The organism is Flavobacterium johnsoniae UW101, from assembly GCF_000016645.1.
Taxonomy (GTDB): Bacteria; Bacteroidota; Bacteroidia; order Flavobacteriales; family Flavobacteriaceae; genus Flavobacterium; species Flavobacterium johnsoniae.
This window is the reverse complement of record NC_009441.1, coordinates 2578075-2596555: the sequence shown is the minus strand read 5'-3', so window position 1 is coordinate 2596555 and position 18481 is coordinate 2578075. Positions and strand designations below refer to the sequence as shown.

Below are 18481 nucleotides of genomic sequence, written 5' to 3'. Positions count from 1 at the left end.
CTTTGACAAAGTTTTTTTCTAATGCATCGAATCTAAAATCTGAATTCTAAAGTCTAAAATTAATTTACCCCAGCCATCCTTCGCGATCCAGACTTCGATATTGAATTGCTTCGGCGATATGCTGCGAAATTATGTTTTCTGAATTGTCCAGATCGGCAATTGTGCGTGCTACTTTCAGAATTCTGTCGTAAGCTCGGGCAGAAAGATTTAAACGTTCCATTGCGTTTTTCAACAATTCTTTTGACTGCTCGTCTAATGCACAAAACTCGCGGATTAGTTTACTGCTCATTTGTGCATTGTAGTGGATATTTTCTACATCGGCAAAACGTTTAGTTTGAATTTCACGCGCTGCAGTTACACGTTTACGAATTTCTGCACTGCTTTCGGCTTTTCGGTCATCTGCTAATTTATCAAACGGAACAGGCGTAACTTCAATATGAATGTCAATTCGGTCTAAAAGCGGACCGGAAATTTTACTCATATAACGCTGCATTTCGTGCGGAGAAGAAGTATTTGGCATACTTGGATCATTAAAAAATCCACTCGGACTCGGATTCATACTTGCCACCAGCATAAATGATGATGGATAAGTCACCGTAAATTTTGCTCTGGAAATAGTTACTTCACGGTCTTCTAACGGCTGGCGCATTACTTCTAAAACATCTCGTTTAAATTCCGGAAGTTCATCCAAAAACAAAACACCGTTATGTGCCATCGAAATTTCTCCTGGCTGCGGATAACTTCCTCCTCCAACCAATGCGACATTTGAAATTGTATGATGCGGACTTCTAAATGGTCTTTGATTCATCAACCCAACTTCTTTTAGTTTTCCGGCTACACTATGAATTTTAGTGGTTTCAAGCGCTTCACGTAATGTCATAGGCGGTAAAATACTCGGAACTCGTTTTGCGAGCATTGTTTTACCTGCTCCGGGCGGGCCAATTAAAATAATATTATGTCCTCCGGCCGCTGCGATTTCCATACAGCGTTTTATACTTTCTTGCCCGCGAACGTCAGAGAAATCAAATTCAGGAAAATCCAGAGTTTTGTAAAATTCAGCTCTCGTATCAATTATCGTTGGCTGGAGAGTTCCTTTTCCAGCAAAAAAATCAATTATTTCCTGTAAATTAGAAACTCCGTAAACATCTAAATCAGATACAATTGCTGCTTCTTTCACATTTTGAATCGGCAGGAAAAAACCTTTATAACCTTCCTCTTTTGCTTTTATAGCGATAGGCAATGCACCGCGAATTGGCTGTAAACTTCCGTCAAGAGAAAGTTCGCCCATAATAATATACTGTTCAATTTCGGGCGCTTTTATCTGGTCTGAACCCACTAAAATTCCCATCGCCAGCGGTAAATCATACGCAGAACCTTCTTTTCGAAGATCGGCAGGCGCCATATTTATAGTGATTTTTTTTCCCGGAAAACTTAATCCGTTATTTTTTAAAGCTGCTGCAATTCTATAACTGCTTTCTTTTATGGCATTATCGGGAAGTCCAACTAAATGATAACCAATCCCTTTATCCATGTGAACTTCAATCGTAATGGTTGTCGCCTCAACTCCAAAAACGGCACTTCCGTAAACTTTTACTAACATAAAAACTCATCTATTATTAAAAGGTAAAAGTATTACAATTAGAAACAAAATCGCTTTTATTTGTAAATATTTTATTACTTTTTATTTTTATGAAAATAGATTTTTAACTTAGATAATATATTTAAATTTACTTTTCTTTTAAAATCAACTGGCAATGGATGAAATAGAAAAAATAAAAAATGTACTGGCAAAAAATGCGACAGAATTTATAGCTGGCGGGTTCAAGCCAACTAATTCAATTACTGAAAGCTGGATTGGAAAAGTTTATTTATATAATGAAAACGAACAAATTCCATTAGATCAAAAAGGAAACTTAATGCTTCCTTTATTTCAATTATATTTCGATCAGTTTCCTTTTGTACCCAACATTTTAAAAGAAACTAAAATTATTACCGTTTTTATATCTCAGGATTTCCCAATGGATTTAACGCCTAACGGAAATAATTGGGTTTTGCGCGAATACAAAAGCACAGATAAAATTGTTATAAAGGATTTACAAAATGATGCATCTTTTATAAAAGCTTTTCCTTTATCTAATAAATTAATTGAAGAAGATTATCCGGTTTGGGAAGATGCTTCCGGAATTTCAGATGAAATCACAGACAAAATACTGGAACTGGAAGACTCTGGCGCTATTGACTCTTATTATGATTTTTTTGAAAACAGTAATGGTCATAAAATTGGAGGATATGCAAGCTATCGTCAGTCAGGAATTGATTTTGGCGAAGATTATGAATTTGTATTTCAAATTTCTTCTGATGAAAAAGCAAACTTAAATATCATTGACAGCGGTAACTTCTATTTTGCTAAAAATAGAAAAACTGGTGAATGGATGTATTATATTGATTTTTATTGATTATGATTTATTCTTAACTTCTTCCACTATCTCACTCAAATCCAAACAATTTTGATGCGACCAAAGTTTACTTTCAATTTCATTATTCAAAATACAATTTTGGCATTCGATTATTTCATGCGAATATCCTTTTCCTAAAGCAGGTAAAGTAAATGTAGCTTCTTTTTCCTCATTTATAAATAAAGAATAACCATCAGCAATAAACCACGGAGCATTTAATTCTATTCTCCCTTTTGTTCCAGAAATAACCGCTTTCATATCAGATTCTGAAACAATAGAAGCATGCAAAACCGATTGTGCCGATTCGTATTGCAGTATCATAGAAGTCTGCAGATCAATATCATTTTTATGTTTGACTGCTTTTGCTGCAATCTCTTTTGGTTTTCCTAATAGTATATAAGACAGAAATAAAGGATAAACACCAATATCAAATAATGCGCCGCCGCCTAATTGTTTGTCAAAAAGCCTTTTGTTTTCTGTTTCACTTCCATGAAAAGCAAAATCAGCTTTTATATAGTTTACGTTTCCAATAATTCCGTTATTGATTTTCTGCAAAACATCCTGAACCGATGGAATAAACCTGGTCCAAAAAGCTTCCATAAAAAACTTATTGTGTTTTCTAGAAGCTTCGATCATTCTTTGCGCGTCTTGATGAGATAACGACATTGGCTTTTCGCAAAGCACATGTTTCCCTTTTTCTAATGCTTTTATTGTCAATTCGGCGTGCGAATTATGAGGAGTTGCAATGTAAACGATTTCAATTTCTGAATCTTCAAAAAGCAAATCATACGAATTATACATTCTTGATGCATTAAACTTTTCTCCAAACTGCTCTGCTTTAGTAAGATCTCTGGAAGCAACAGCTGTCAGTTCAGCATTTTCAACCAATAACAAATCTGATGCAAACTGATGTGCAATATTTCCAAGCCCTACAATTCCCCATTTAATTTTTCTATTTTCCATCCTTAAATTATAATCATCAAAATTGTTAAAAAGATTAAAAAAACTTCTTCGTTACAAAACTTAAGATGTTTTTAAAAAACAAATATCTATTATCCTACAAAAAATAGCAATCAATTACCCCAAAAATTATCAAAAATGACAGTAAGTGAAAAAAAAATGCTGCCAAAATGTAAATTTTAAGTTTGTTTTAAGAAATTCACGCAAAATCATAGGGGTTAAATTTTAAATTTAACAAAAATTAAACAACTACCCCTATTTTTTCATGGGGTATTAAATGATTTTATACTTTTATCAAAAATTTTAAAACTAAATAACTATGCGAAAAATTATTTTAAGTGTGATTCTTATCACTATTTTGGTACTAACCTTTATATCAAATTTCATCATTGCCGATAACCCAATTCCGGCTGAAGCTGTAAAATTTGATACAGGAGATACAGCTTGGATGATCGTTGCAACTGCTTTTGTTTTGTTAATGACTCCAGGATTAGGATTTTTCTACGGAGGTATGGTAGGTAAGAAAAACGTAATTAGTACTATGCTTCAAAGTTTTATGGCAATGGTAATTGTTACTATCTTATGGACTGTTGTTGCTTTTGGACTTGCTTTTGGACCTACTATTGGAGGAATTATAGGAAATCCAACTTATAATTTATTCTTTGAAGGAGTTGGAACTAACACTGCATGGAGCCTTGCACCAACTATTCCATTTATATTATTCGCATTATTTCAGGCAAAATTCGCTATCATTACTCCTGCTTTAATTACAGGTGCTTTTGCAGAACGTGTACGTTTCTGGGCTTATTTGTTATTCATGGTTTTATTTATCTTATTCATATACACACCACTTGCTCACATGACCTGGCATCCTGATGGAATTTTCTTTAAAATGGGAGTATTAGACTTTGCCGGAGGTACAGTAGTACACATGAGTGCTGGATGGGCTGCATTGGCTGGAGCTATTTTCTTAGGAAAAAGAAAAATTCAAAAAGTTAACCCTGCAAGAATTACTTATGTATTATTAGGAACAGGTTTACTTTGGTTTGGATGGTTTGGTTTCAACGCCGGATCTGCATTAGGAGCAAATGGTCTTGCTGCTCAGGCTTTAGGAACAACTACAGTTGCTGCTGCTGCTGCTGCAATGGCTTGGGTTTTCCTTGATAAAATTTTAGGACACAAACTTTCTGCTCTTGGAGCTTGTATTGGTGCAGTTGTGGGTCTTGTTGCTATTACGCCTGCTGCTGGTTTCGTAAGCATTTCTCACGCAATCTTCATTGGTTTATTCTCTGCAATTGTGAGTAACCTTGTAGTAAGTAAATTTCCTAAAGGAAAAATCGACGATGCTCTTGATGTATTTGCTTGTCACGGTGTTGGTGGTATGGTAGGTATGTTATTAACTGGAGTTTTTGCTTCAAAAGCTATTAACCCTGCTGTTGGTGACAATCAAGGTTTAATCTTCGGAACTCCTACTTTATTCATCAACCAGTTAACTGCTTTAGTTGCTGTTTCAATCTTCGCTTTTGTTGGTTCTTATATTTTATTCTTTGTAGTAAATAAAATTACTCCTCTAAGAGTTACTGAAGAAAAAGAAGAGTTAGGATTAGATATTTCTCAACACGGAGAGTTCTTATAAGAATTAATTTCCCCCTTTTTCCCTTAAATAAAAAAGCACTCTAAGTTATAAATTTAGAGTGCTTTTTGCTTTGAATTAAATCCCTTTTATTTTTTAGATTTTTAACTATAATCTTAATTCTTAATTCTTAATTCTTAATTCTTAATTCTTAATTCTTAATTCTTAATTCTTAATTCTTAATTCTTAATTCTTAATTCTTAATTCTTAATTCTTAAATGATTATTTAAAGTTAGAAATTCCTTCTTTCAGCCAATGTAAATATTCATCTGCGCTTACATAACTTATTGTTGGCTTAGAAGCATTTAAATTGTTTCCTTCTAAATCTGTAATCACATATAAAGGCTGTGTATTTGTTTTATATTTAGAAATCATGAAATCAGTCCATTTATCTCCAACTGTAATGATTTTATCTGCGGATTTAGTAACAAATTGTTCTTCTTTTGGCAATTCACGTTTATCATCTACATAAAGCGAAATCAATACCACGTCATTTTTTAGAATTGGAAGAATTGTTGGTTCTGACCAAACATTGTTTTCCATTTTTCTACAGTTTACACAGGCATAACCTGTAAAATCGAGCATAATTGGCTTTTTGATTTCTTTTGCATAAGCTAATCCATCTTCATAATCATGAAAAACCATTATACCATGCGGACCTAATTCTGCACCTTCAGGAAGTCCTTTTATTGATTCTGAAGAAACAGCTCCGTTACCAGAACCTCCTACTCCAAAAGGACTTTCGCTATATTGCGGCGGCGGCGGAAATGCGCTGATTAATTTTAACGGTGCTCCCCAAAGTCCAGGAATTAAATACATTGTAAACACTAAAGTAAGTAATCCTAAATACAATCTTCCAACCGAAATATGGTGCGTTGGACTATCATGAGGCAAGGTAATTTTCCCGAATAAATATAAAGTCAAAGCTCCAAAAATTGCAATCCAGATTGCGATGAAAACTTCTCTTTCTAAAAAATGCAATTGAAGAACTAAATCAGCATTTGATAAAAATTTAAATGCTAAAGCTAATTCTAAAAACCCTAAAACTACCTTTACAGTATTTAACCATCCGCCAGATTTTGGCAGTGAATTTAACCAGCCCGGGAACATCGCAAATAACATAAATGGAAGCGCTAATGCCGATGAAAAACCAAGCATTCCAACTACAGGAGCAATTCCTCCGTTTGAAGCAGCTTCAACCAATAAAGTCCCAACAATTGGTCCTGTGCAAGAGAATGATACAATTGCCAAAGCCAGAGCCATGAATAATATCCCAATCAATCCTCCTTTATCTGCCTGCTGATCTGCTTTATTTGCCCATGAGTTTGGAAGCATAATTTCGAAAGCACCCAAAAATGAAGTAGCAAAAATGATTAAGATTACAAAGAAAATCAGATTAAACCAAACATCTGTAGACAAAGCATTTAAGGCATCGGCACCAAATATTTTAGTTACTATAAGTCCTAAAATCACATAAATTGCAATAATAGAAAGTCCATAAATAATAGCATTTCTAATCCCTTTTGCACGACTTTTACTTTGTTTCGTAAAGAAACTAACCGTCATAGGAATCATTGGGAAAACGCAAGGTGTTAACAATGCTGCAAATCCAGATAAAAATGCAATAAAAAAGATTGACCACAAACTTCTTGCTGGTGCAGGAGCCGGAATATCTTCTTTAGCTTCATTTTCAGCTTTTACAGTTTGATCTTCAGCTGCAGCTGTTTCTTTTTTAATAGTATCAACTGCTAAAGCAGCCGTTTTTGTTTCGTCTAATTTTGCTTCTGATACAACAGGAAGGGCTTCATCTATTTTAAAAGTTGAAGGAACAGCAATCGAGAATTTCTTGCTTGAATTGATACAAACTTCTTTACAAACCTGAAAATCAAAATCTACATCTACCGTTTTTAAATTCGGATTAATGATTTTTATTTCCTGTTCAATATGTGCTTTTCCTTCAAAAAAAGTTTCATCTACTCCAAAAACGTCATTATAAGCCGTTCTCGTTTTACCTTCTTTTGCTTTTCCAACTAATTCGTAGTTTCCTTTTTGGTTTTTAAAAGAAATTTCAAGTGCAAGAGGTCCGCCGTCTGGTGTAAACTGCGAATACATGTGCCAGTCTTTTTCGATTGTTCCATCAAAAATTAAGACGGCATTGTTTCCTTTTTTCTCAATTTTAGAAGTCCATTTTACAGGCTCTAAAATTTGAGCATTTCCTGCTAAAGTAAAAAAGAACAGCAGTAAAAAGGCGGTTATTTTATTCCAGATACTTCTTGAAAGTATCGCTCGATGATTTTGATTAAAGTTCATTATTGCAATTCTATTTTAAGTATTTTATTTGTGGTATTATTTATTTTAAAACGTTCGTCCTGTCTAATTCCAACAATCCAGACTATTTGATCATCAGAAGACAAAATCCATGTTTTTTCTTTTTCGATCAGGGACATTTTTTCGTCTTTAAAAAGTTTGCTTACTTTTTTAGACTTACCATTCATTCCAAAAGGCTGAAAAACATCGCCTTCATTCCATTTACGTAATTTCAAAGGAAACTGGATTTTTTCAGCGTCGACAAATATAGTTCTATTTGAACCGAATGTTGTGTGACCTACGTTACAAAGTGTCATTTTTAAGGGAAAATTAACTTCTGTATCGTTTTCATAAATTTCAAATTCTTCTTTTTCTGATGTTTCTGAAATTGGAGTCAAAATCAAAATTTCGCGATTTTTCAGCAGTCTGAATTCATCTGAAAAAACTTGTTTCCCGGATTGTCCTTCAACCAAATCATAAATATCTTTCCATGCCGAAAAACCAAATTCATTCAGCCATTGATACAAATACGATTTATAATTTGGAAGTTTTTTAAGCTGGTTTAAATCAAAATGAATGTCGTCTCCGGCTTCTTTGGCAACTTGCTGATAAATCACAATCGAAGCATCTTCTACCATTTCTTTTGATTCCTGCAGAAAAGATTGTGTTTTTTGAAAAGCATCCAAAAAATTAGGATTGATTTGTTTTAAAACCGGAACCAAATCATGACGAATTTTATTTCGAACATATTTAGTCGAAGCATTACTGCTGTCCTCACGCCATTCTATATTATTTTCCTGAGCGTATTTTAAAATTTCTTCTCTTGAAAATGGAAGTAATGGACGAATAATTTTATCGTTTTGTTCCGGAATTCCAGTTAAGCCGTCTAATCCGGTTCCGCGGGTTAAATTGATGATAAAAGTTTCCAGATTATCATCGGCATGATGGGCAGTTAAGAGATAATCGAAGTGTTTTTCTTCTAAAAGCTCATAAAACCAACTGTATCGAAGTTCTCTTGCCGCAACTTGTATCGAAAGCTTATAATCTTCTGCAAACGCCTGAGTATCAAATTGAGTAGTAAAAATTTTGATATTATTTTTATCACAATAATTTTGAATAAATTCCTGATCGCCAAAACTTTCCAATCCCCTAAGCTGAAAATTACAATGTAAAACAGTAATTTCATAGTTTAACTGCTTAAACAAATGCAGTAAAACCATACTGTCTAGTCCTCCGCTTACAGCCAGAAAAAGCTTTTTCTGTTTTAAGAAAGGAAATTTGGATACGATATGATTTTGAAATTTTGAAAGCATTCGATAAAAGTAAAAAATTAAATTCGATCTATTTTTAAATGAAATGTTAAGCGGATTTTTTCTGCCACGAATTTTTCCCTTTAAAATACAGGCAATAAAATTAGTCGCAGATTAAAGGATTAAAAAAATCTGTGTAAATCTTTTAATCTGTGGCAAAAAAAGTAATTCGTGCAAATTCGTGACATTAACAGCGAAAAAAATTATCGCAAAACTTCGTGCATTGCTCTGGCTTTCAGCAAACATTCTTCATATTCTTTTTCAGGGATCGACTTAGATGTTATAGCGCTTCCTACCGAAAACGAAACATATTGTTTTTCCTGATTGTATAATATGCTTCTAATTACCACATTAAAATCAAAATCCCCTTCCGGCGTAAAATATCCTACAGCACCACTGTAAAGTCCGCGTTTAGTTTCTTCCAGATTTTCGATGATTTTCATTACCGAAATTTTTGGTGCTCCAGTCATGCTTCCCATTGGAAAAGTAGATTTTAAAACATCTACAGCCGAATATTGTTTGTCTAATTTTGAAACAACGGTCGAAATCATTTGATGCACCTGCAGAAATGAATAAATACCGCAGAGTTCTTTTACCTCAACAGAACCTTTTTGAGCTGTATGTGAAAGATCATTACGTACCAAATCAGTTATCATAATATTCTCTGCACGTTCTTTTTCATCTGAAGCCAGCATGACTTTTGATTTTTCATCTTCTACAGGGTCTGCAGCTCTTTTTGAAGTTCCTTTTATGGGCTGGGAAATAATAGTTTCTCCAACTTTTTTTAAATAGCGTTCCGGCGATGCCGAAAGCAGAAAATGTTTATGATTTTTAAAGAAAACCGAAAATGGCGCCTGCGAAATTTCATTTAGTTTTCTGAATTTTTCCTGAGGATCTATAACAACATTTTCAGCATAAAATTCCATACAGAAATTGGCTTCATACATATCACCAATATGAATATGATGAAGCATTTGGTTTACTTTTTCTACGTATAAATCTTTTGAAATACGCTGTTCAATTTTTATAGACGCAGAACTTTCAGCTTTTGACTTTTGATTTTCGACTATCTCATTAAAATCATCTTCAAATTCATCATTACAAAAAAGCAGATATTGTATTTCCAGTTCATTTCCTTTAAGCAGAAATACTTTTTTGGGCTGAAAGAAAAACAAATCCGGAAATTCTAATCCGTCAAAATTGTTGGATTTTAAATCTTCAATATCATTTTTTAAGTCATACGACAAATAGCCAAACAACCAGTCCTTAGTGGTTTGCTGGTATTGTTTTAAATCTTCGAATGCATTATGAAAATCAGTTTTAATTGATGTAAAAGCATCAACAGCAAGAATACAGTCAAAACTTGAATATTGCTCAGGATAGCCATTGCCTTCCAGAAAAACAACCTCTCGAAACTGCTGTGACCAGCTTAATAGCTGTTGTTTAAAATCAAAAGGATTTGAAATATGTTTATGAATAGAAACTCTCAAAAATGATATTTTTTAAACTTCAAAATTACAACAAAAAAAATCCTTCAATAAAAAGAATATCTTAAAATTATTGGCACGCTTTTTAGTATATCGTTTTTGAATCGATTCATGAAATATTTTACACAATTAGAAACCTTTAACCAACAAACGTTCATTTTAATCAAATTTTTAACCTTTATGAAAACAATTGTAAAATTAGGATTGACCGGCTTAGCCATCATAGTGCTGCTTTTTTCCTGTAAAAAAGCCGAAAATACATCTGCTGAAAATGCTTATGCCACAGGAAAATCAACAGCTGATTATGCCTCAGCAGACAGCACAGCAGTTTCATCATCTGCAGCAGTCGAAAACAAAGACAGTAAACAAAAATTTATCAGAACTGCAGATCTTAAATTTAAAGTCAAGAATGTTGTAAAATCAACTTATGCAATCGAAAATGCAGTTCAAAAATTTGGAGGTTTTGTAACCTATACGAATCTGCAAAGTAATATTCAGGACCAAATCAGCACTAAAATCAGTCAGGACAGCACTCTGGAAACAACTAAATTTACAGTAGAAAATAATATTACAATCCGAGTTCCTAATACGCAGCTGGATACAGTAATTAAAACAATTGCAAGACAAATTGACTTTTTGGATTTTAGAGTTATTAAAGCCGATGATGTTTCTTTAAAACTTTTAAGCAATCAGCTTTCGCAAAAAAGAAACAGCGAAAGTGCCAGCCGAATAGAAAAAGTAATTGATAATAAAGGCAAAAAAGTAAATGATATTGTTGATGCCGAAAATACATTGACAAATCAAAAAGAAGCAAGCGACAATGCGTTAGTAAATAATCTTTCTTTAAAAGATCAGATTAATTTCAGTACAATTACTTTACAGCTTTATCAAAACCAAACAATAAAACAGGACGTAACGGCAAGCGAAAAAGACAGCAGCAGCTATAGACCTAATTTAGGAATTCAGATTTTAGATGCCTTAAAAAACGGCTTATATATTATTGAAGCGGTCTTTATATTTTTCCTTAATCTTTGGCCGTTTATATTGATTGGCATTGGAGGTTATTTTGTTTATAGAAAATATTTCAAAAAATAATCAAAACTGTTAAAATACAACATTTTAGTAAGAAAAAAAATCATTATATTTGATATAGCATTAAACTAATCCCAAAATAGAATATTATTGATTGTTAAATTCTCAAAAAAAAGCTGGCTTAAATAAATTTTCAGTTTAATTGATGAATATAGATTTTGCGTTTTCAACCCACTAATTATATCATTTAACCTATTTTAAATTCTAAGTATTATGAAAATTGCTACTATTATTGTCCGCGTTTTAATCGGCCTTCTTTTGCTGTTTGCTTCAATTTCGTTCTTTTTTAAACTCGCGCCGGAACCAGAAACAACAGGTAATTTTAAGGCATTTAATATGGGATTAGTTGCTTCGACTTATTTATTGCCTTTGGCAAAAACAGTTGAATTGCTTTGTGGTCTTTCATTTGTTACAGGTCGTTTTGTGACTTTGGCAAATATTCTGATTTTACCTATTACAATCAATATTTTGTTTATTAACTATTTCCTTGCGCCAGAAGGCCTGCCAATTGCTGTATTGCTTTTCCTTGGAAATTTATTTTTGATTTACAGATATTGGGATAATTATAAAACTGTATTTACTCCTTGATTCATACAGATAAAAATAAAAAACGCCGATATTTAAAATATCGGCGTTTTTATTTAATTCAACTTATCATGCTTTACCCAAACCAAATCAGTTACTTTATATCCGATTTCCTGAGCTTTGATAAGAAAATCTGCTTTTACACTTTCCGGAATTGTTTTTTCTCTGGAAAGTATCCACATATATTTTAAACTTTCTCCAGCTACAAGTGCATATTTATAATCAGGATCGATTGCTACGACATTGTAACCAGAATAAAAAGGACCAAAAAATGAGACTTTTAGCATACCAATGTTGTCTTTTTTGACAAATTTAGCTTTCCCGACACTTTGTTCCCATTTGTCTTTTTTGACATTATAGCCCTTATTATCGACTTTTATAGTTTTATCTTCGTTTAAAGAATACTCGGCTGTTACATTGTTCAAATCTCTTTCCCATTTGTAATCTAATCTGGCAATTTCATACCATTTTCCGAGATATTTTGCGCTGTCAAAATTTGTTACAGCTTTTGCTTTCTCTGGAATTCCTCCTCCGCAAGAATACAATGCGAGACCAATTCCTGCTCCAATCAAAACTGGAACTATATATTTACTTTTCATAATACTATCTTTTTAATTATCATAAAGATAGCACCTGAAATCTACATCTAATTTACAAAATTATTTTTGATTATTATATTATATAACGCTTAAAAATATTGCATAAAAAAACCGCCAGACTGCTCTGACGGTTTTAAATATGATTCGACGTAAAAATTATACGTGTAAAGCTCTATTTTCTGTAGCTGCTAATGCTGCTTCTTTTACCGCTTCCGCGAAAGTTGGGTGCGCGTGGCTCATTCTAGAAATATCTTCAGCAGAAGCTTTAAATTCCATTGCAGTAACCGCTTCAGCAATTAAATCTGCTGTACGAGCACCAATCATGTGAACTCCTAAAACCTCGTCTGTTTTTTCGTCAGCAAGGATTTTTACGAATCCGTCTAAGTCAGCACTTGCTCTTGCACGTCCTAACGCTTTGAATGGGAAACTTCCAGATTTGTATTTTACTCCTGCAGCTTTCAATTGCTCTTCAGTTTGTCCAACTGCAGCAACTTCTGGCCAAGTGTAAACTACACCAGGAATTAAGTTGTAATCGATATGTGGTTTTTGACCTGCTAAAATTTCAGCAACCATTACTCCTTCTTCTTCCGCTTTGTGCGCTAACATTGCGCCGCGAACAACGTCACCAATTGCGTAGATATTTGGAACGCTAGTTTGTAAATGATCGTTTACTTCAACTTGTCCTCTGTCTGAAATTTTTACTCCAGCTTTGTCAGCGTTTAATCCGTCTGTGTAAGGACGACGACCAACAGAAACTAATGAATAATCTCCTTCAAGAGTAATTGTTTCTCCTTTTGCATTTTCTGCCTGAACTACAACAGCATCGCCGTTTCTTTCTACTGATTTTACTTTGTGAGAAACGTAGAATTTCATTCCTTGTTTTTTCAATACTTTAGTCAATTCTTTAGATAAAGAACTATCCATTCCTGGAATGATTCTGTCCATGAATTCTACTACAGAAACCTGAGCTCCTAAACGAAGGTAAACTTGTCCAAGTTCGATTCCGATAACTCCACCACCAATAATTACTAAGTGTTTTGGAACTTCTTTTAAAGCCAAAGCTTCAGTAGAAGTAATGATTCTTTCTTTATCAATTTTGATGAATGGTAAAGAAGATGGTTTTGATCCTGTAGCAATTACAGTATATTTTGCTTCAATAGTTTCTGATGTTCCGTCAGCTTTTGCAACAGCAATGTGAGTTGCGTCTACGAATGAACCTAAACCATTGAAAACAGTAATTTTATTTTTTTCCATTAAGTAGTTAATACCACCTACGGTTTGATCTACAACAGCTTGCTTGCGTGCGATCATTTTCTCTAAATTGATTTTTACATCGCCGGAAACTTCGATTCCGTGATCTGCAAAATGAGCAATTTCAGCATAATGATGAGAAGAAGATAATAATGCTTTTGAAGGAATACAACCTACGTTAAGGCAAGTTCCGCCTAATGAATTATATTTTTCTACAATTGCAGTTTTGAAACCTAATTGTGCGCAACGAATTGCTGATACATATCCTCCAGGACCTGAACCTATAATGACTACGTCAAATGAACTCATAGTATTTTGTTTTTATTTTAGCGGTTACAAAATTAAGCAATAAAGTTCTGTTTAAAGTTTAATTTTCAATGTTTTTTGCGTGAAATTTTGGGTTTTAGTTTTACCGCAAAGGGCACTAAGAATTACGCGATCCCAATAGCTATCGGTGCGCAAAGTTTTTTTTCAGGCAAACATTGCCACTTATTATTTGTCATTTCGACGAAGGAGAAATCTCCGCGAGAAGCTCGACAAAGATTAGACTCTCTTTACGGAGTTACTTGCGAGGATTTCTCCTTCGTCGAAATGACAAAAATGAGAATAAAAAACCTCTGCCCCTTTGCCTCTCTGAACCTTTGAACCTCTCAAAAAGAAATCACCGTTGAATTCTTCACTTCGCTAATCATAAACATGCTTTGTGTACTTCCAATGTGCTGTAATGAAGTCAGTTTTGTTACTAAAAATTCCCTGTACGCTTCCATATCTTTTACTAAGACTTTTAAAATATAATCATAATCGCCGCTTACGTGATGGCATTCTAAAACTTCATTAAGTTTTATGACTTCGCTTTCAAATTTGGTTAGGAATTCTTTTGTGTGCTGAATGAGTTTTAAATGACAGAAAACGACAAATCCTTTTTCGATTTTGGATTTATCGACTAACGCGACGTAGTTTTTGATTATTCCTTCGCGTTCTAACTTTTTAATTCTTTCATATACCGCTGTAACAGAAAGATCGAGTTTTAAGGATAATTCCTTGGTTGTTTTTTTACTATCGGTTTGTAGTAAAACCAAAAGTTTTTTATCTGTGGCGTCTAAAGTCATTATAGTTGATGGTTTTTTGTTGATTGTTGATCGTTTTTCTAAATGATAGAAAATCTATTTAAATGCTTTTTATGAATCAAATTTAGATTAAAAATCATTATAATAACATTTTAATAGTTTTAAAATCTAATTATCCGTTTTACGATTGATTATTTTTCTAATTCAATCTTACTTTGAATAAAATTTCTTTTCAAACAACTTGAAACTAACTAAATATGAAAGACTTTAACCCAGCAGATAAAATTCAGGATTTACAATACTTTGGAGAATTTGGCGGTGTGAATCCGTCGATTTCTGATTCTTCGACTTATACTTTTCTTTCGGCTAAAACCATGTTCGATACTTTCGAAGGAAATATGGAAGGCTGTTATTTATATTCTCGCCATTCGTCGCCAAGTAATTTATATCTCGATCAGGCTTTGGCAGCAATGGAAGGAACTGAAACGGCAAATGTTTCTGCATCTGGAATGGGAGCCATTACGCCTACTCTATTGCAATTGTGCGGTGCTGGCGACCATATCGTTTCAAGCCGAACAATTTATGGCGGAACTTACGCTTTTCTGAAAAACTTTACACCAAGATTTGGGATCGAAACAAGCTTTGTTGACATTACAAAATTAGACATTGTAGAAGCTGCGATTACGCCAAAAACGAAAGTTTTGTACTGCGAGACTGTTAGTAATCCGTTATTAGAAGTAGCAGATATTGCTGGTTTGGCTAAAATTGCTAAAAAACACAATTTGAAATTGGTTGTCGACAATACATTTTCACCGCTTTCTGTTTCTCCTGCAAAATTGGGGGCCGATATTGTGATTCATAGTTTAACAAAATACATTAACGGAAGCAGTGATACAGTTGGCGGTGTAACTTGTGCGTCGAAAGAATTTATTAATTCACTGAAAAATGTAAATTCTGGTGCAAGTATGCTTTTAGGACCTACAATGGATAGTCTGCGTTCTGCAAGTGTAATGAAAAATCTTCGCACGCTTCATATTAGAATTAAACAGCACAGTCATAATGCACATTTTTTAGCTGATCAATTTGAAAAAGACGGTCTAAAAACGGTTTATCCGGGATTAAAAAGTCATCCAAGTCATGAACTGTACAAAACGATGATTAATCCGGAATACGGTTTTGGAGGAATGCTGACGATTGATGTTGGTACTTTGGAAAAAGCCAATGAATTAATGGAGTTGATGCAGAAACGAAATTTAGGTTATCTGGCGGTAAGTTTAGGTTTTTACAAAACGTTATTCAGCGCGCCGGGAACCTCAACTTCGAGTGAAATTCCGCTTGAAGAACAAAAAGAAATGGGATTAACAGATGGTTTAATTCGTTTTTCGATTGGTTTGGATAATGATATTGACCGTACTTACGAAATGATGAAGCAATGTATGATTGAACTTGGGATTTTGAATTCCGCAAAAAATCACAAAGAAGTTTTCACAGAGATACACTAAAATTTTTCTCGCAGATTTGGCTTGATTATATAGATTATACTAGAGATTTAATAAAAAATCTGTAAATCTGCAGAATCTGCGCGAGAAAATTTAAATGAATCTTTACATAAAAAAGCCGTTCTGATTAATTTTCAGAACGGCTTTTTCATTTATAATTTATAATTCACAATTAATAATTACCTACGTTTAGTTTACTGTTTTTTCTACTGTAAGTAAAGTAGATTAATAGTCCAATTAATAACCAGATTGTAAAATAAATCCAGTTCCAAACGCTTAATTCGGCCATCATATACAAACAGCAGATTAATCCTAATAGCGGAATTAAAGACAAGTTTCTTCTAAAAGCCCAAACAGCTAATCCAACTAAAACGAATAGGAAAATCCACATTGGTATTTTGTGTTTGAACAAACCAAAACCTGATTCATATTTTGCAGAATCTGCAATTGGCAATCCTTTTACCACTTCAGCATATTTTGCTTCGTCGTCTTGGTATTGTCCTAATAAATGCTCTAAATCTGATGTTTCAGCAGTTTTATTGTTTACTTCGATACTTTCTAAATATTTAAAAACCTGCTCTGATTCTGATTTATCTAAAGAAGTAACAATTGAAGTTGCATCGTAAATCTGCGGATCGTTATTGATAAACGCCATTGTTGCTTTATTGTTGAATGCAAAAGCATAATACAATCCCGCAATCATTAAAACTGGCAGAATAAATTTTGAATTGATATAAGGCGTTTTGAATTTTCCTCTCGGAATTTCTGGCTTGTTTTGCAACACTAAAACTCCTGCACAAACTAATACAAAGGCAAATAATGTTCCGATACTGCATAAATCAGTTACCATTGTAAGATTTAAGAATAATGCCGGAATTGCCACTACAAAACCTGTTACAATTGTAGCAAAAGATGGTGTTTTGAATTTTGGGTGAACTGTAGAAAATTTCTTTGGTAATAAACCATCACGGCTCATACTCATCCATATACGAGGCTGTCCCATTTGAAAAACCAATAAAACACTCGCCATTGCCACTACTGCACTCACAGCAATAATTCCTGACATCCATTTTAGGTCTAATTTGTCGAAAACAAATGCAAGAGGATCTCCAACATTTAATTCGTGATATTTTACCATTCCGGTTAAAACCAAAGCAATAGCAATATAAAGAATTGTACAAATAATAATAGCCCACATCATGCCGCGTGGTAAATCTCTCTGCGGATTTTTACATTCTTCTGCGGTTGTAGAAATTGCATCAAAACCAATATAGGCAAAGAAAACTGCTGAAACTCCTTTTAAAACCCCTCCAACTCCATTTGGAGCAAACGGATCCCAATTTGCTGTATCAACATAAAATACCCCAACTGCAATTACTAAAAGAACCACGCATAGTTTTACAACCACCATTAAGTTACTGGCGTTACGAGATTCTTTCATTCCTCTATACACCAATGCTGTAATCAAAATAATGATAAATAATGCCGGTAAATCAGTCACAAAATGAAAAGAACCAATTGTTGGGGCAGTTATCCAAGCCTCTCGCGCTTGTTGTAAAGCTAAACTTAAATTTTCAGGAGATTTTCCTGCACTTATTAAAGCTTCAGCATCTTTAAAACCGTTTGAAGCGGTTAAATAATCCATCTGAATCCATTGCGGGAGATGAATACCGCCACTCTGGAGCAGTCCGGTAAAATAATCACTCCACGATATGGCAACAGTAATGTTTCCAACGGCATATTCCATAATTAAAGCCCAGCCGATTATCCAGGCAATTAATTCTCCAAAAGCAACATAAGAATACGTATAAGCACTTCCTGAAACCGGAACCATCGATGCAAATTCGGCGTAAGCAAAGGCAGCAAAACTACAAGCCAAAGCAGTAAATAAGAACAAGAAAATTACAGCTGGTCCGCCGTCTGCACTGGCTTTTCCAATCGTGCTGAAAATTCCCGCTCCAACAATCGCCGCTATTCCGAAGGCTGTTAAATCCTTAGTTGTCAAATGTTTTCCTAAGGCATTATGACCGTCTGTTTCATTCTGAGCAACCTGCTTCAGAATATCCTGTACTGTTTTCTTTCGGAATAAACTTGATAATGCCATATATGTTTTACTGTTATAAATTAATTTAATTCAGTCGTTTTTGTTTTATTTTGCAAATAATGCAAAAAATATCCTTATTTCAAATATATAAAACGATTTTGTTTTACGTTAATATTTTTTGCCCGCGGATT

Annotated in this window: 14 protein-coding genes; 5 read left to right on the top strand and 9 right to left on the bottom strand. The window is 33.8% G+C overall.

The features are described from left to right. Nucleotides 1-64: 64 nt before the first annotated feature. On the bottom strand, nt 65-1600 hold the full coding sequence (locus tag FJOH_RS11180) for a YifB family Mg chelatase-like AAA ATPase (RefSeq protein ID WP_012024210.1): 1536 nt from the start codon (nt 1598-1600) through the stop codon (nt 65-67). 154 nt (nt 1601-1754) lie between these two features. Between FJOH_RS11180 and FJOH_RS11175 the strand changes: the two genes are divergently transcribed. Further along, the gene (locus FJOH_RS11175) at nt 1755-2456 is read left to right on the top strand and encodes a DUF1963 domain-containing protein (RefSeq protein ID WP_012024209.1); all 702 of its coding nucleotides are present in this window, start codon (nt 1755-1757) and stop codon (nt 2454-2456) included. Here the strand turns inward: FJOH_RS11175 and FJOH_RS11170 are convergent, their stop codons facing one another. Further along, nucleotides 2457-3419: a Gfo/Idh/MocA family protein gene (locus tag FJOH_RS11170; protein WP_012024208.1), complete on the bottom strand. Its 963-nt coding sequence runs from the start codon at nt 3417-3419 to the stop codon at nt 2457-2459. A 316-nt stretch (nt 3420-3735) separates the two neighbouring features. Between FJOH_RS11170 and FJOH_RS11165 the strand changes: the two genes are divergently transcribed. After that, complete coding sequence (locus FJOH_RS11165; protein ID WP_012024207.1) at nt 3736-5052, top strand: ammonium transporter; 1317 nt, start codon at nt 3736-3738, stop codon at nt 5050-5052. 219 nt (nt 5053-5271) lie between these two features. Here FJOH_RS11165 and FJOH_RS11160 read toward each other — a convergent pair whose 3' ends face one another. From FJOH_RS11160 to FJOH_RS11150, 3 genes are all read right to left on the bottom strand, one after another. Further along, on the bottom strand, nt 5272-7359 hold the full coding sequence (locus FJOH_RS11160) for a protein-disulfide reductase DsbD family protein (RefSeq protein ID WP_012024206.1): 2088 nt from the start codon (nt 7357-7359) through the stop codon (nt 5272-5274). Next, nucleotides 7359-8669, bottom strand: coding sequence for a tRNA lysidine(34) synthetase TilS (tilS, locus tag FJOH_RS11155; RefSeq protein ID WP_012024205.1), 1311 nt, complete (start codon nt 8667-8669; stop codon nt 7359-7361). Before tilS ends, FJOH_RS11160 begins: the two co-directional genes overlap by 1 nt. Nucleotides 8670-8869: 200 nt before the next feature. Beyond that, the gene (locus FJOH_RS11150; RefSeq protein WP_012024204.1) at nt 8870-10156 is read right to left on the bottom strand and encodes an anthranilate synthase component I family protein; all 1287 of its coding nucleotides are present in this window, start codon (nt 10154-10156) and stop codon (nt 8870-8872) included. 177 nt (nt 10157-10333) lie between these two features. Here FJOH_RS11150 and FJOH_RS11145 point away from each other — a divergent pair, with 177 nt between their 5' ends. Together FJOH_RS11145 and FJOH_RS11140 are read left to right on the top strand one after the other, a co-directional pair. Then, on the top strand, nt 10334-11248 hold the full coding sequence (locus tag FJOH_RS11145; RefSeq protein WP_044048289.1) for a DUF4349 domain-containing protein: 915 nt from the start codon (nt 10334-10336) through the stop codon (nt 11246-11248). Nucleotides 11249-11458: 210 nt separating this feature from the next. Beyond that, entirely contained in the window at nt 11459-11833 is a 375-nt protein-coding gene (locus tag FJOH_RS11140; protein WP_012024202.1) for a DoxX family membrane protein, read from the top strand. 53 nt (nt 11834-11886) lie between these two features. On the opposite strand, the gene FJOH_RS11135 is transcribed toward FJOH_RS11140, so the two are convergent. The 3 genes from FJOH_RS11135 to FJOH_RS11125 form a co-directional block, all read right to left on the bottom strand. Then, a complete protein-coding gene (locus FJOH_RS11135; RefSeq protein ID WP_012024201.1) occupies nt 11887-12429 on the bottom strand; it encodes a lipocalin family protein in 543 nt (180 codons plus the stop codon). A gap of 156 nt (nt 12430-12585) precedes the next feature. Continuing rightward, nucleotides 12586-13989 (bottom strand): dihydrolipoyl dehydrogenase, encoded by a 1404-nt coding sequence (lpdA, locus tag FJOH_RS11130; protein ID WP_012024200.1) that lies wholly within the window; start codon nt 13987-13989, stop codon nt 12586-12588. Nucleotides 13990-14330: 341 nt separating this feature from the next. Further along, nucleotides 14331-14789: an Lrp/AsnC family transcriptional regulator gene (locus FJOH_RS11125; RefSeq protein ID WP_012024199.1), complete on the bottom strand. Its 459-nt coding sequence runs from the start codon at nt 14787-14789 to the stop codon at nt 14331-14333. Between the two features lie 215 nt (nt 14790-15004). On the opposite strand from FJOH_RS11125, the gene FJOH_RS11120 reads away from it, so the two are divergent. Continuing rightward, a complete protein-coding gene (locus FJOH_RS11120) occupies nt 15005-16249 on the top strand; it encodes an aminotransferase class I/II-fold pyridoxal phosphate-dependent enzyme (RefSeq protein WP_012024198.1) in 1245 nt (414 codons plus the stop codon). A gap of 169 nt (nt 16250-16418) precedes the next feature. On the opposite strand, the gene FJOH_RS11115 is transcribed toward FJOH_RS11120, so the two are convergent. Continuing rightward, nucleotides 16419-18350, bottom strand: coding sequence for an amino acid permease (locus tag FJOH_RS11115; protein ID WP_012024197.1), 1932 nt, complete (start codon nt 18348-18350; stop codon nt 16419-16421). Nucleotides 18351-18481 lie beyond the last annotated feature (131 nt).